This is a genomic window from Vibrio sp. ER1A (assembly GCF_000733315.1).
In the GTDB taxonomy this organism is placed as follows: Bacteria; Pseudomonadota; Gammaproteobacteria; order Enterobacterales; family Vibrionaceae; genus Vibrio; species Vibrio mediterranei.
The window spans coordinates 1-13,912 of sequence record NZ_JPJA01000010.1 but is presented as its reverse complement, the minus strand read 5'-3'; the positions used below and the strand labels follow the sequence as shown (position 1 = coordinate 13,912).

Sequence of the window (13,912 nt, the reverse complement as noted above, 5' to 3'; positions counted from 1 at the left end):
CAGTAACTACATAATTAAAAATAGAATTTAGAATTATTCTTTAAAATTCATAACGTTAATCAACATACAGCAACAATCAAAAACACCTCATATACACACTTATATACACATAATTTTTTGCTACAAAACTAAAAAGCCCCCATAAGGGGGCTTATTCATATCGCTGTAGTATCTTCTTGTTCCAAGTGTTCCAATCTAGCTTTGGCTTCATTCACGGTTTCGCAAATGAATAGCCGCACGTTATCGGGAATTGGGTTAGGAGATTCCATCAGTGTTGAAACCACCTCCAGCCTGTTTTGTAAATCGTTCATATTAGTAGCCATTTCCGTATAAGATTATTGTGTAGTTTATTGTTGTATTTGGAGCCTAGAGCGAACGCTCTAGAGCCCCATATTAATCACAAATCATCATAATTTATAGATTTATCAACTTACACACCATTACATATAATTTTCTACGAGATCACGGTTTTTCTTAATTTGCGGCATACATAGCGTTTAATTGAGAAATATACTTATCATTTATTCGTATGCCATTCTTAGCTTTTGATTGCCCTCTAGCTCTTATTCTCATTGATTGATTTACAGTTTTTTGCGTTATAGGGTTCAAACGACCCCAATCGCTCTTATTGAATTTATCGATACGTTTCCATACATTTTTCATACCTTCGACATCGTTGGTACGGTAGGTTTGCCACATAGAGTTCATTAGAAGCTTGCGTCTATCCATTATTTGACGTTCATAATCCTTATACGCTCGGTTCTTAGCACCCTGAACCAGCTGTCTACTAGGTGTAAAACCTAATAACTGTTCTGCGTACTCAAGTGGAGAAAGATCAGCTACAACAACATCACCCTGTCTATTGGTAATTGCACTACCTTCACTTAAGTATCGAGCTGTCTTTGAAACATCCCTCACCCATTTAGGGGAAAACGATTCAAAACCTTCCCAATACTTGTTGTCACGGAAGACATAATCCAATCCTCTAGCGAATGACCCACCGATGCCTGCTACCGGGCCTAGCAAGTTGAACATTTGTTCTTTGTATGACCCTTGCGCCTCTAGGCTATATGAATCCCTAAACCACAGGGACTTTGGATCAATCTCAATACGGCTAGAAACATTAGGTAGTCCTACCATTGTGCCCAATCCGTAATACATCCCGTCAGCAAGATCTTCACCAAACATATCAGCCAAAGCCCCTTTGAGCTCAGTTTCTGCATCCCACGGATCGTCATCATCACCAACAATAGAATGAGCCATGTTCGCTATAGCAGCCAATGTCGCCATTGGCATAGCACCCAAACCGCCGATCAAGAATGTAGCAGCCATTGTTCCCATTAACTGCTTACGCGCCATAGAGCGTTCAGCAGCAGTTGTATTCTTACTCACTGTGCTGAACCAAATATCCGTCTTTGGAACCTTCACCGCAAATGCCTGTAAGAAGTTGTGTACCAGAAAAAACGTCATGTTTTGACTGTACTGCTTAAATTGAAGAGCTACAGAAGGTACGTCTTTCTGCATAAATGCCGCACGATTTAATGAGCCATAGTCAAAATGGGACTCCCAAGTGGCGTCAACCGCATATTTCTTAGCATCATTGTGGCTTTCACCAGCGTTCTTAGCCATTCGATAGGCCGTCATGAAAGTAACTTCACGGTTTAACACCTCTGCATGATGAAACATCCAGCCAACATAACGCATAGTTGTAGCCCATCGCCCGGTAATTTCATCAGTTGGGTTTTCTGCTAAACCGATAAGGTCATGAGTTTGGGTTGTATCGATAACCCCCATAGCAATAGCCTCCTCCATTGCTTTTCGTTCATCACCTTTGAGAATGGTCGAACCCAAGATCCCATATTTGCGGCGAGACTCTTCATTTTTGTTAGCCTTTACAAAGTTGGTAAAGAAGTTGCCAGTTAGCCTTGTCATCTCTCTACTGGTGTTTAGCACACCATATTTAGAACCAATTACTGGTAACGCTACCTGCACATTCTGAGTAATGTTTAACAGCGCTGAAGCTGGTGAGGCACCAATTAGCATAAAGAAGCCAAAACCAGTCATCTTACTGGCCCATGCTGCACGCTGAGGATTCATTACCCATTCGTGGCGTTTGCCCATAGCTTCCACAATACGACTTGCTGCCACTCGATCTTCCGAATCTTGAGGGCGATTTTTTAAATCCTCATGCTCCTTTTTAAGCGCTGCTAAGCTTTCTACCATAGCATCTTCATGTTTTAACTTAGCCAGCTGTTTTGCCTGCCTAGCCCCCTGGTCAGCCAAAGCTTGTAATGCATCATTTGAAAAGCCTTTCACACCTTTGCGATGAATAAACTGCCTACGGATAGAGCGAGACGGCAACGTATCGAGATAGAGTTGATACACGCGGTCTTTTAACTCAGCACGTGCTTTTTCTGACATAACCGTAGTATCTAGTTCATGGGTCATTTGGGTTACGAACGATGAAGAAATGGTGTCTATACCCGCTTGGTGATCTGTACGGCGACCATGAGTTGCCTCAAATCCCGCCGCATGCAATCGAGCAAGGGCGCGTTTCATTTCGTTTTCGGTCTGAAACATGGTGAACACTCGTTCGCCATTCTCATTAGTACCATCGACAAAGTAGTCACCAAAGCGTGCCAAAGGCACATAAAAACCCTTCTTGGCAATTTCATTATCAAGTCTGATTTTAAGCATCATGGCTTTGCCTTTTTTGCCTCCGTCAATTTTCAATGATTCGGCCTTATCCAATAATGCTTGGGTCATTTCTTCGCGTTGCTTGATGTAGTGGTCTGAAATCTGACCAATGATATCCTGGGCACCTTTAGGCAAAGCTAGAAATTCTTTTCGGCGGCGTTCATGGATTTTTTCACGACGAGGTTCATTTTTTATTTGTTGGTCTATTTCCCCCACTTCCTTAAGAAGCCTTGCTTTCGCCTCACCACTACGACTCTTTTTTTGTGCCTCTAGTGAAGCTTTGGCTTGTTTGAGCTCTGGAGTCATATCCACGTATTCTTCTAATGGATTCACATTATCTAACGTTAGATCATGCATAAAGGTAAATGTACGATCCGCAAGCTCAGGGTTTTTCTTACTCCATTTCTTGATATTCTCATATTGACCTATGATGTTTTGTGTTGCTCGACCTTCATCAGCAAGCATTTGGTTTACAGCATCCATGTAGTTATTTATGTGCGATGCAAACTCTTTACTAACTTTCTTTCTCGCTACTTTTTCAGTTTGACGCATGGTTAGTAAGCTCCAGCCAAAGCCTTTCATGGCGTCAATAACTCTGCTCTTGTCGAGTGTCTTGCTAAGTATCTTATTTAAGAAGTTATCACGCGCACCATCAATGACTGCGCTGTATTCCTGATCTAGTCCTTGTACTTTATCGACTCGCTGAGAAAACCTAACGGCATTAGGTAAGCTCAATGTACCGTCATTGCGACGTAAATATCTGTCGACACCGTTGATCATGTTTCTAACTTCTGAAATGGTCACTTTCTCTTGAGACAACACACCAGAACGGCGTAGAGCTCCCATAACCATAGCCATAACACGATCCACTAGCTGACGAAGTTTACCGCTCTCACTTTCTGCTATTCGCGCAATCACCTCTTCTGCTTTCACATCATCGGGTGCATTCTTGTAGGAATTGTCCACCTCATTAAAGATTGATTTAAGCTTGGCGTTACCACGTAGCTTCATCACTTTGTTAGTTAATGCATCGCGTTCAGCGCTGCTTAAATTCCCATACAAACCGTTGTGGGCAATAAGCTCATGGCGCAACGTCTTACGAACGTCAGCCATCGAGCTTAGGTTTTCAGCCACCAGCACAACGCGGTTATCACCTGACAACCAAACACCTTTAACAGTCGCTTCAGGATCCGTTTTTACCCACTGTGATAGGTCCGATTGTTTCTCAACCACCTGAATATTTGCTGCTTTTAAGCCCTGATATCCATCAAGCCACTTTTGAGCTTCATTTTCGACTAAAGAAGCACCTAACTGTGCAGGTCGTGTCTTATCATTGCTTTTCAGATCACGATCACCTACAATTAAATTGTCGCTAGCGGTGCTGCTTATTAGTAGCTTTCTTGGATTGTATGCCAATTGGTGGCTATCATGCCCAAGCTGCCTAGTAGACAGTTTAGGCTCTTGAGTGTTCTCTCGTATACGGGAGCTGCTTGATGTGCCGGGCAATGGGAGCCCGGGTCGATCAAGCCACTCGGGAGCTTTGCTTTTTATGTATTCCAGTGAGCCATCTTCAATCCAATAATTCAGCGATTCTGGTTTCTTACCATGTACTGACTTAATCGCATGAATATCCTTAACTCTACCTAGATTAGCATCAGCATGTATCGCAACTAATATAGGACGGCCTTCAATATCTTTTCCTTCGATAATGACATTTTTACCACCCCGCTCTGCTAGGTTTTTGTCTTTAGGTTTAAATACTGCCACTGGATCAGATATCAACTCAGGTAAATTTTCAAGAATGCTCATTGGCACTTCATGCTTGTCTACAGTAGCCTTGTTTATTACCCGCTTAGAGATGTAAAGCTCTTTCGCTTTCATACCCAAATGCTGTAGAACGTTAGGTGTGTCGCTAACAATAATCGCAAAATTCTCATTTTTCGACGTCAATAGCGTTTTGAGCCTCTCTTTAAAACCCTTTGCTTTATTGACAATGGAGGACTGGCTAAAACGAATATCATCAGGGATAGGAAGGCTAGCTACGTCTTCTGGCTTGTTAATTATTACCGTTTTCGTTCCATCATCGTTTTTAATCTCCTTAGCACCGACAGCATCAAAATACTCTCTTAGATTTACACTTGCGCTCCTACTGGAGTCACCAATAAAATCACTAGCCACAGCAATGACTCTTCCGCCCGGCTTAATCAGTTTAACTCCGTGAGAAAGGTATTTTTCCTCGAGATTTCTTGGCGGCATCATTACTATTGACTCAAACTGCTCTGGCTTTCTTAGGCGGAGAAAGTTATCGCTCTCTTTTATTTTCCCCGCTTTATTTGTGATTGCCGACTTAAGATCACCGTCTGGAATGCCAACCATTATGGAATCACTAACGCCTTTGATTTTTAGATGATTTGTAATTAGTTCAGTTTTTTTGTTACCACCCGCCTTTGCTTCTGCCACTTTTGAGATTTTGACCTTACTAGCCTGTAGTTCTGACCTATCATCAGGTTCACTCACCTTAAGCTTGCTAGTATCAAGCGACTCACTTGTAATCTCACTCTTAGAAATGCCAACAGGTTTCTTCGTGCCTTTTGGTGGTGTTGGCTCTGGCAAATTGTTTGAATATGGCTTAGACAAGTCACCATCATTAAGCCACTTTTTGAAGTCATCAAGCTTAACAACCGACATTTCACCGAAGCCTTTCCAGCCTTCCGTATAGTTTTCTAAATAGGCTTTTTTCGCGTCCTTAATTTTAGTAAAACCAAGCATAACTTTATGCTCATCAAACAGTCCTGTTTTGGGATCCACTTGATCAATGATATAAGCAATTTTACTAGCCTCATTAGGCCCAACAAACACATCAACCGCATCACCATCCGCACCCTCTGTACGTTTGATATAACCGTAATGATTTTTCATGGTTACAGACCATGACTCACCATCCGAATTTGTACCGCTTCTTTCTGAACCTTTTGGGTTTTCGATGGCCACAGTCAATCCGTGAAAATCAAAACTGCCTTTCTTATAGTTTCCAGCTTCTTTTTGTGCCTCGGTTGGGTTGGTGTTAGTTTCTTTGGCTGCTTCATTGGCTGTTTGCTTCTCGGCTGCATCTTGCTGCTTTATTGAATTAGCTTCTTCATCCTGCTTTACTGGCACATTCTCCTTAGTGTTAGGATTACTTATAGCCTCATAAAGCTTATTCACTTGAGCGTCTTTCAATTTATCGATGTTGTCTTGGTCTTTCTGCATCCAAACAGGTGCGCCATCTGGCAACTCGTATTCATTGATAAAATCACGACGTGCTTGCAATCGAATAGCATCAGCGTCAGCTTTTTCAACCGTTCCAGAATCTTCCAACTCATCGACACGTTGTTCAACTTCTTCAGGCGTTGGTTCTTTCTTCGTTGGCTTAAGCACTTCAAATGCTTCCATCATTGCGCTGTTAGGTGTGTAACCAGTAGTAGCAGCAAAATCTTGCTCAACTTCATTAGTCGCAAGCGGATCAGATTTGGTAATGCGATCATAGATAGTTTGTTGTGCGGCCTTTAGTTTGCTCTTAGCCTTCTTAACTTGGCGCTTATTTCTCTTGGCTGGCATAGACTCACCAAGATTACCTTTAAGAACGCCACCTCGTTTACCACGATTGCGTTCAATGAGTTCTTCAGCTGTCGGCGCTGGTTCTTCATAACGCACTTGTTCACGGGTTTGCTGCCTTGGCTGGTAAACAGTGGATTGCTCAATCTGTCTAGTTGGTTCAACTTGAGATTGTTTAGCTTGATTAGTCGCCTTTTGGCCTTCTTTATTAAATGACTGTTGAGCCTCGAATCCTCTGTTAAGATCACGCTCTCTTTGAGTTTCCGCTTCTTGCTCTGCTGTTAACTGCGATTCTTCAGCTTGTTGTCGGCGTTGTGCTTCAGCCTCGAACTCTGGTAGTTGAGATCGAACTCTTTGAGCGGCCTCAGTCGGCGCGATCATTTCTCGTTCACGACGAATGTCAGGGGCATCCTGGTTGGCATATTCATTACCTTGCTGGTAATAGAGTTCATCACGCAAAGCTGTTCCTGAATCTTCGCGTATCCGTCTAGCGGCATCTGTAGGCTCATGATCAAGAGGAATCTTGTATTGCTCCTTCACAGCATCATCACCCATATAAGGCTCAATACCACGATTGAAATCTGTTTCTTCCGCGTCAGTAGGTTTGGACTCTTGTGTTTGTTCACTTTGTTGTGTTGGAACTTGCGCTAACTCAAGCTCTTCTTGATATGGCTTGCGGTTGTTATAGCGATAGTCCGTAACAGCCTGAACGTAATCTTGAGCGCCTCTGCGATTCATGGCAACCTGATAACGTTGCTTAAGCTCCTTAGGTGCACCTTTGGCAAAATTACCATTGCTATCAAACAATTCTGCTGGTGGATCAATTAACAGTTCTGCATCTTCAGCTTTTAAGCCAAAATCGCGCGGGTTTGGCTCTCCAACTTCTAGTTTCGGTTCTTCTCGGCTAGCTCTTTGCTCTGCAACCATCTGATCACGTCGTTCAGCGCCTTCAGGACGCTGACGGTCTTCAGATTGAGAAGATTGCTCTTGTGCGTCTTCCATTGATGCGCGTTGCTCTGCCGTTGGGCCTTCACCAAATGCTGACATAACAGCGTTTTTCGCCATCGTCTCTGCTTCATCAACTTCAAACCCACGTTCCAATGCAGCGTTGGTAATTAAGTTTTCAAAGCTCTTTCTTATCTCACCGTCAGTAAGTCCTTTAGCTTTTGCATCAGTAATAGCTTGAGGTGTAATAATTCCTTCAACATTTTTCTCAAAAGAACGACGGCGAACATTACCAACAGCACCACCAACAGCACCGCCGCCGCCACCGACTACAGCACCAAGAATACCGCCCTCAATTGCCTCTTGAGCTACACCTTGTGTCGGGTCATATATTTCACCACCAGCTGCTTTATTTGCTTCAGCGTTTTGAGTGTAACGCTGCGCGGCACCTTGAGCGGCCTCTGTACCACCTTCAGCAACAATTGCTTTACCAATGGCACCTTTAATAGTTCGACCTAGCTTCCCCGATACTACTTTGGTCATTGCTTTATCACCAAGAGCACCTAACGTACCGTTAATAACCATCATTGTTGGGTCGTAAGTGATTCGGTTTTTAACTTCATCGGCTATGTCTTGTTGGGCTTTGCTTAGTGCATCCTCTTGGCTCATACCTTGCTTGTGGTAACTGACAGCTAGTTTTTGGAAGATCGGAGAGTCAGCCAAGTCCTCATAGCTCAAGTTCATTATGTCGTCACGCGCAGCAAGTCCAGCCTGACCACCAGCACTTGATAAGTTTGTAGCGACCAATGTTCCCATATTTGCCGCACCAGCCACTTTTGCAACACTAGCTCCAGCTTTCATTGCATTACCAGCTAATGAAACTCCTTTACCAACTGCACCACCCGGTAAAATGGTTGGAGCCATATCACCGACAATTTGCGCCACGTTTAACAACCACGTTCTTCCATCGGTAAAACCTTCACCCAATGAAAGATCATCATTGATAAGGCGTTTACCCATTGCAACCTGTGACTCTGGTGTCATCGTGCGGTATTGAGCGTTAGCTATTTCGTTCATCTTTTCGGCGGCACTATCTAAACCGACGAAACTTGCCATACCACCCATAGAACGGGCTGCACCAGCTTGAAAAGCATCAACAGTGTCTTGGAATAGATTAGTGTTGCGCTCTTTTTCAAAGTTTTCAAAATCATCTAATCTGCTCATCGACCCCAAATCTCCTCTTGTCTAGCAATTTCATCTACATTGCTAGGCTGTGGTAGTTGTTCTTTTGAAATATCTTGTTGCTGTTGATAGCGCTCAGATGAAGGAAAGTTATACTCGTTATTCTCAGCGTTTCTTTGGTTTTGCATGATTTGAGTGGCTGTCAGTCCTTCCGTAAGCGCTGGATTGATATTCCTGTCGGTGGTATTCATTGTTGACGACAATGCTTTAGTTTTGACCTTATTGGAACTGATAAGACTATCGATAAATCGCTGAATCTTCTCCTGCGGCCAGCCGCGCTGAATTGCATCTTTAATGTCTTGCTCCGTCTCCGGATCCCATTGAACATTTGGATAGATATCTTTGTATAAACCCAATGCTTGTTTGACGTGATCGTTGTTCTCTTTTAGATCGTGGGTAGCTGATTGAGGCGAGTCATACAAATTTTGATAGCGCAATTCAAGTTGCGCTTGCGCTTGTTTCTCTTGTAGGTCAATTTGATTTAAACGCTGTTGCAATGCTTCAGAATCTTGACTTAACTGCGCATCTTTTCTAGCCTCCTCCCTTTGCTTCTCAAATACGGCACTAATCCTATTCGATTCTTTAAATAGCTCACTACGATTTTCATTAGCAGTTTTGTTGTCTGATTTACCCTTTCCAAATTTCACCTTATAGACGTTGCGTAACGTTGCAAACTGCTCATTTCGCTGTAATTCAACGATAGAGTTAAGCTTCGCAACCGCATTTTCAAACGGGATTACCTTTACATGGTCATTGTCATCGGTAGTGCGGCCTTCGGTAACTGGAGCGGTATAGGACTTACCATCTTCATCCGTAACCTTGACTAGTGCTACAAGTCCGCGACCATCTGGAGAAACGTCTAGCCCAGCAGGTTCTATCGACGTAATTGTCTTCCCTTCCTTCGTTTTTTCAGGCACTCCATAACCGGAATATGTCTCAGGAAATACCAGTTTCTGTACCGCGATGACATCTTTCGAGTTGTGAGGTGGAGGCTGGCCATTTGCAAGGCCGTTTAGCATGTTTGTCGCCAATCCAGCTGTATGCATTGCCTCAGGCGTAAACTTATTACCCAAATCAAAACTTTTAAAATCTTCCCCTAGCTTTATAAACTCAGGAGAGAACAGTACCGACATATCACCAGTACCTAATGCGGTTTCTAATGAGTCTTGATAGAGCTTGGTCGCCTCTTTGTATTTTGCATTTCGTATATTGATTTTGTTCAATACACTATTCTGCTCAAATAACTTATTTCCTTGCTCAATGGTTCGCGCTCTATCCTCTTGTCCCTGATTCCATGCAGTGTCTTCACGATCACGCAGAGTATTCCGGCGCTCGATGTTATCTTTACGGTCTTCTAGTCTTAGAGCTCGATCTTCTTGTCTTTGATTCCATGCTGTATCTTGACGGTCTCTCAGTGTCTTACGGTCTTCGATATCATTCGCTCGATCAAATACATCATTTGTCGCTTGGAACCCTTGACGAAAACTACCTATTACATTTGCCATAACCAATCCTTAAAAATAAGCCCCAGCCAAACCACCAACAACCGCACCAATACCAGCACCTATCACAGTTCCAACACCAGGCACTACCGATCCAATTGTTGCGCCAAGAGAAGCACCAGCACCCACACCACCAGCTATGTTTTGTTTGTGTTGGTTTTCTAATTGCTCATTTGTGTTTTCACGCTGTTGTTCCTGTCGGCTTAGGTCAGCCAGAGAATTCATTGCGTTACGCTTACTTTGCTGCCCTACCTGCATTAATGACCACGCCATTATTTACCTCCCCCCGACTTCGTTTATTTTCTGTTTTGCCCCTGATGACGCACCACTAATTATCTGGCGCTGAAGGTCACCGATTGCTTGACGACCTTCGTTATTCATTGACGCTAGGCTTAAAGCATTTGTTAGCTCAAGGTTGTTTTTTTGCTGATCCGTTCTTCGATCACCTAGTCCATACTTAGCGCCAGAGTTAGCTGCACTAGTCTCGGCCTGTCGCAAATTTAATGCCGCATTGGTCTCGTTACGTTCCTTTTGGGCATCAAACAGTTCATTGCTAGTTGCTAGCTCCATCAGCCGATCTTCAGTTGGAGCAAATCGATTTAACCAATCGCTGTACTGTTGTTTTGTCAATGCAGCCATAGTGTCTGCGTAAGCATGATCACCACCTGAATAGTTAACCTGATAGTTGTTTTGAGGTGGTTTATATGAAGGTCCTGTGGTTGCGGAAAAGCCTTCTTGATTTCGTGAACTAAGATTCATGCCTACTCCTTCATTCCATAGCTAGAAGCTCCACCCATTGGAGAAAAGCCACTTGTTGAACCGCTCTTCATCCCTTGGTAATCAGATAGAGAATTTTGCTTTTTGAACCAATCCGGATTATTAGCTGCAATTGACGCACCAGCCCCAACTACCGCACCGGGAACGCTAATCTCATTCGCTTTGTTAATTGCTTCGTTCTGTGCTTTCTGTCCTGATGATCTCGCTACATCTTGAAGTGAATTAACTGCCTGAGTTTGCTGCCCTCGCCCCATTGCAACAACATTACTCAGACTATTGGTGTATCGATTAGTAGCGTCTTGATCAGCTTGGGATACTGATTGGTTTTCTTTTTCAAGGCGGGAATTAATGAGGCTATCTTGTGCTGCGGTGCGTTTCCCTGAGGTTGGATCAACACCAGAAGCGGCTAGATGTTTGTCGGTTTGTTCACCAGCATTTGAGAATGCAGCGTTGTATGCGGTGTTGGTGTCTTGCGCTGTACGATCATAAACAGCTTGACCACCCATCTTGTGTGCATCTGCAATGTATTCATTCTCTAGAGGAACAAATTTATCCTGATACCTGTTCCACTCCTTAGCAGCGGTTTTAGCTAACTCCTTTTGATAAGCGGTTTCTTTAACTTCGTTATCTCCACCCTTTGACATAAGTCACCTCAAATCTTTGACGAAAAAATGTAGCCCGTTACCATCTTTACCATCGACAACAAAACCAACCCTTTCGTATATTTTCAAAACTCGTTCATGAGCAGTATAACCCACAATGAAACTAGAGTTTATTCTTTGAGCAAGCTCCTCTACGGCGGAGTGATAGCGTAACACTCCATGTATGGAGTTTGAGTATGCTAATAGAACATTGACAGCGTTGTATTGTTTGTATGTGATTGGTTCTAAGATGAAAAATCCATCATTACACCAAAAGAGAAAGGCTGTTTCATTGTGAAATGAGTCGGTAATCGTGGTAATTAAGGTTGAGAGATTGTCCCTAGCTGCGATAATTTTCGCCTGTTTTAGTACTTCAGCTTCGTATTTTCCTGCGAAAGGAACGAGTTTCACCCTGTCCATCAGCATACCTTGTCATCTACTTGCCTATGATCATCGAGAATAAACAGATCACCATTTCGCACATATTAACATGATAATGTTTTTGTTATTGACAAAGAAAAACGCCTCGTAGTATTTTGAGGATTCCAACAAACCAAATACTACGAGGCGTTTCGTATGACAAATCCTACATCATTTCATCTGCACACTGCAAGCACTACTTCACTAGAACATAAAATGTCTAGCCGTGAGATCTCTGATATTACAGGCAAAAAGCATTTTCATGTAAAGAGAGATATTGAAAAGATGCTTTCGGAGCTAGAAGAAGATGCATCCAAGTTTGGATACATCTATCTTGACATCTCTAACCGCCAGCAAATTGAATACCACCTAGACCGCGAACACACCGAATGCTTACTCACTGGCTACTCCGCCAAGGCTAGAATGAAAGTAATTCGACGTTGGCATGAGCTTGAGTCATTAAACCAACCTCAACTTCCCTCGACATACAAGGAGGCATTGCTTGCTCTTGTGGCTATGGAAGAAGAAAAAGAACAGCTTTGCCTTGAACGTGATAGCGCCATTAAAACAAAGTCACATATCAACAACAAAAAGACAGCTTCAGCAATGGGTAAGCTTGGGGCCGCCACTAAGAAGATAAAATCCCTTGAAAACAAACTTCAAGATGAAGGTGAATACATGAGCCTTATAGCTGCTGGAATACCTGACCGGGTTGACACAGAAGAGAAGGATAACGTTCAGTCATGGAGAGTGCTCAAAAAGATAAGCATGTTAATGGAAAGAGAAATCAAGAAAGTCAACGACCAACGTTACGGCTCTGTAAATACATATCACGTAGATGTGATAAACAAATTCAAAGAACATTACCTTTGATGGCTTGTAGGCTTGTCGATATATCCAAAAGCAATTCATTTAAGGCAAGCCCTCCAACTATCCAGATGGCAATTGTGATACCTATAGCGACTTGAATTGCTTTAATAGACCTGTTTATCCCTGATTTGTTAGTAGACACTTTTGCCATCAACCTAGGTTCGATAGTTTGGAAATGATAAACCACAAAGCACTTCCTCCACCAAGAATAATTGTAAACATTGCACCAATCATCCAGCTTTTAAGGTTGTCGATTTTTAGATCTACCCGATCAACTTTTTCATCAAGTTTTTCAATCTGATTCGACAATCTTGAATCTACTCGATCAATTTTCTCGTCAAGTTTTTCAATCTGATCTGACAACTTGACATCTACTCGGTCAATTTTTTCATCAAGCTTTTCAAGCTGGCTTGAAAGTCTTGTATCAACTCGGTCAACCTTCCCATCAAGTTTTTCAATCTGACCTGATAGCCCTGTTCGATTAGATGCTACTTGATCGCTCAATTCTCGTCTCGTGGCATCAAGTTGGTCATGTGTAACACCGTGACCAACAAGGGCGATCATTTGCTCTGGCGTAAGTGATATTTTTTGATCTGTCATTGCCTCCCCCTTATCTCGTCCAGTGTATATACATTTCATTATGCCGAATCAGTAAGCATGACCGACTGTAGCACTTCACGACCTGTTGTGTCACCTCGCCAATTCAAATACATCTTCAAGCTGAGCAGTGATCAATCTATTCACTCTATTGATATCGCTTTGATGCGTGCTGTATATGATGCTTCTAATGGCAAATTGAGATTGAACAACGCTCAATGGGGGCTCTTCATCTGAGCGATACTCACTATCAATATAAGACCAATGCTCATCAACACCAATAATCCCCTTTAGGACCTGTTTGGTGACGGGCTCAACCCCAATGTCCATCATTGTAGCAGCTTTCTTAATGAGCAAATGTGAACAAAATCTGCGCCAATTATGCTCAATGCACTCACCAGCAAGTTGCTCTAGCTCTTTGTTGCCTTTAGATAAGATGACTTCATTTTCATTAAAATCAACCTCAATGAGATTGTCTGTTTTATCTTCCATATTCACATCAATTCACGTTCGTGTTTTTTTATTTACATCCACAAATAACCATGACACAATGCGTCATGAGCAGACGTAAATATATGAAATATTTCGTTGACAAGCAATAAAAGTACGCCTAATGTAAAAAACACA

Annotated in this window: 9 protein-coding genes; 1 reads left to right on the top strand and 8 read right to left on the bottom strand. The window is 42.7% G+C overall.

Translation table 11 applies throughout. From position 1 onward, the window contains the following. Positions 1 to 474: 474 nt before the first annotated feature. The 6 genes from HW45_RS28200 to HW45_RS02610 are packed head-to-tail and all read right to left on the bottom strand — an operon-like array spanning position 475 to position 11,818. Entirely contained in the window at positions 475 to 8,460 is a 7,986-nt protein-coding gene (locus HW45_RS28200) for a PLxRFG domain-containing protein (protein WP_051867689.1), read from the bottom strand. After that, complete coding sequence (locus HW45_RS02630) at positions 8,457 to 9,983, bottom strand: hypothetical protein (RefSeq protein WP_038224496.1); 1,527 nt, start codon at positions 9,981 to 9,983, stop codon at positions 8,457 to 8,459. Before HW45_RS02630 ends, HW45_RS28200 begins: the two co-directional genes overlap by 4 nt. 9 nt (positions 9,984 to 9,992) lie before the next feature. Further along, entirely contained in the window at positions 9,993 to 10,253 is a 261-nt protein-coding gene (locus HW45_RS29680) for a glycine zipper domain-containing protein (RefSeq protein ID WP_038224494.1), read from the bottom strand. Between the two features lie 3 nt (positions 10,254 to 10,256). Next, positions 10,257 to 10,739, bottom strand: coding sequence for a hypothetical protein (locus HW45_RS02620; RefSeq protein WP_051867688.1), 483 nt, complete (start codon positions 10,737 to 10,739; stop codon positions 10,257 to 10,259). Positions 10,740 to 10,741: 2 nt separating this feature from the next. Further along, a complete protein-coding gene (locus tag HW45_RS02615; protein WP_051867686.1) occupies positions 10,742 to 11,401 on the bottom strand; it encodes a hypothetical protein in 660 nt (219 codons plus the stop codon). A 3-nt stretch (positions 11,402 to 11,404) separates the two neighbouring features. Beyond that, positions 11,405 to 11,818, bottom strand: coding sequence for a hypothetical protein (locus HW45_RS02610; RefSeq protein WP_038224492.1), 414 nt, complete (start codon positions 11,816 to 11,818; stop codon positions 11,405 to 11,407). Positions 11,819 to 11,974: 156 nt separating this feature from the next. On the opposite strand from HW45_RS02610, the gene HW45_RS28195 reads away from it, so the two are divergent. Continuing rightward, positions 11,975 to 12,691, top strand: a complete 717-nt coding sequence (locus tag HW45_RS28195; protein ID WP_200874560.1) for a Rha family transcriptional regulator — start codon at positions 11,975 to 11,977, stop codon at positions 12,689 to 12,691. Positions 12,692 to 12,838: 147 nt separating this feature from the next. Here HW45_RS28195 and HW45_RS28190 read toward each other — a convergent pair whose 3' ends face one another. Then, the gene (locus tag HW45_RS28190) at positions 12,839 to 13,288 is read right to left on the bottom strand and encodes a hypothetical protein (RefSeq protein WP_051867681.1); all 450 of its coding nucleotides are present in this window, start codon (positions 13,286 to 13,288) and stop codon (positions 12,839 to 12,841) included. A 90-nt stretch (positions 13,289 to 13,378) separates the two neighbouring features. Next, on the bottom strand, positions 13,379 to 13,777 hold the full coding sequence (locus HW45_RS02595; RefSeq protein ID WP_038224491.1) for a hypothetical protein: 399 nt from the start codon (positions 13,775 to 13,777) through the stop codon (positions 13,379 to 13,381). Positions 13,778 to 13,912 lie beyond the last annotated feature (135 nt).

Excerpts from the sequence above, each read along its gene's own strand:
- HW45_RS28200 (WP_051867689.1), bottom strand. The coding sequence starts at position 8,460 with ATGAGCAGATTAGATGATTTTGAAAACTTTGAAAAAGAGCGCAACACT.
- HW45_RS02630 (WP_038224496.1), bottom strand. The coding sequence starts at position 9,983 with ATGGCAAATGTAATAGGTAGTTTTCGTCAAGGGTTCCAAGCGACAAAT.
- HW45_RS29680 (WP_038224494.1), bottom strand. The coding sequence starts at position 10,253 with ATGGCGTGGTCATTAATGCAGGTAGGGCAGCAAAGTAAGCGTAACGCA.
- HW45_RS02620 (WP_051867688.1), bottom strand. The coding sequence starts at position 10,739 with ATGAATCTTAGTTCACGAAATCAAGAAGGCTTTTCCGCAACCACAGGA.
- HW45_RS02615 (WP_051867686.1), bottom strand. The coding sequence starts at position 11,401 with ATGTCAAAGGGTGGAGATAACGAAGTTAAAGAAACCGCTTATCAAAAG.
- HW45_RS02610 (WP_038224492.1), bottom strand. The coding sequence starts at position 11,818 with ATGGACAGGGTGAAACTCGTTCCTTTCGCAGGAAAATACGAAGCTGAA.
- HW45_RS28195 (WP_200874560.1), top strand. The coding sequence starts at position 11,975 with ATGACAAATCCTACATCATTTCATCTGCACACTGCAAGCACTACTTCA.
- HW45_RS28190 (WP_051867681.1), bottom strand. The coding sequence starts at position 13,288 with ATGACAGATCAAAAAATATCACTTACGCCAGAGCAAATGATCGCCCTT.
- HW45_RS02595 (WP_038224491.1), bottom strand. The coding sequence starts at position 13,777 with ATGGAAGATAAAACAGACAATCTCATTGAGGTTGATTTTAATGAAAAT.